This is a genomic window from Bartonella sp. CM86QHHN (assembly GCF_042194695.1).
In the GTDB taxonomy this organism is placed as follows: Bacteria; Pseudomonadota; Alphaproteobacteria; order Rhizobiales; family Rhizobiaceae; genus Bartonella.
In genome coordinates this window covers 3,952-4,756 of record NZ_JBHIND010000065.1, presented here as the reverse complement: position 1 = coordinate 4,756, position 805 = coordinate 3,952, and the positions used below count along the sequence as shown (strand labels likewise).

Annotated in this window: 1 protein-coding gene; it reads left to right on the top strand. The window is 43.0% G+C overall.

Going from position 1 to position 805, the window contains the following annotated elements; translation table 11 throughout:
• Positions 1–805: DEAD/DEAH box helicase family protein (locus tag ACFIKX_RS10460; RefSeq protein WP_375661234.1), on the top strand; the 805-nt coding region annotated here is incomplete at both ends.

Sequence of the window (805 nt, the reverse complement as noted above, 5' to 3'; positions counted from 1 at the left end):
AAGTGACAATGTGAATGCCATGATTAAAGGACAAGCGATACCCGTTTATCGTATTGACCTTCGTCATATGGAAAACAGTCGGATAGATTGGCAAATATTTGCAACAAAAAAAGAAGTGGTTTTGAAATCAACAAAAAAGCCTCGTCCCCATCAAGAAGAAGCCATCAAGAAAATCTGTGAAGGTTTACAAGAAGCAGACCGTGGCAAGCTGATTATGGCATGTGGAACGGGGAAGACTTTCACCAGTTTGAAGATAGCAGAAACCCTTGCTGGGAAAGGCAAGCGTGTTTTGTTTCTGGTGCCTTCTCTGGCTTTAGTCTCGCAAACAATCCGTGAATGGACAGCTGATGCACAAATCCCGTTGCGTTCTTTTGCTGTGTGTTCGGATACGAAAGTAGGCAAGCGTCGCAAAAACCAAGATGATATTGTTGGTATGGAAACATCAGATCTTGTTCTCCCTGCTACTACGGATGCTCAAGCCCTTGCCAAAGAAGCTTGCGAAAACCTAGCAGATGCAATGACGGTTATCTTTTCAACTTACCATTCAATCCAAGTGATTTCGGATGCACAAAAAGAGCATGGTTTACCCGAATTTGATCTGATCATTTGTGATGAAGCGCATAGAACAACTGGGGCTTCATTGGGAAGTGAAGACAATGAATCTGAATTTATCAAGGTTCACGATAACAGCATCATTCGAGGTAAAAAACGTCTGTATATGACAGCAACGCCGCGTATCTTTAGTGACACTGCTAAAAGGCGGGCGGATGAGATCAATGCTGTTTTGGCATCTATGGACGATGAA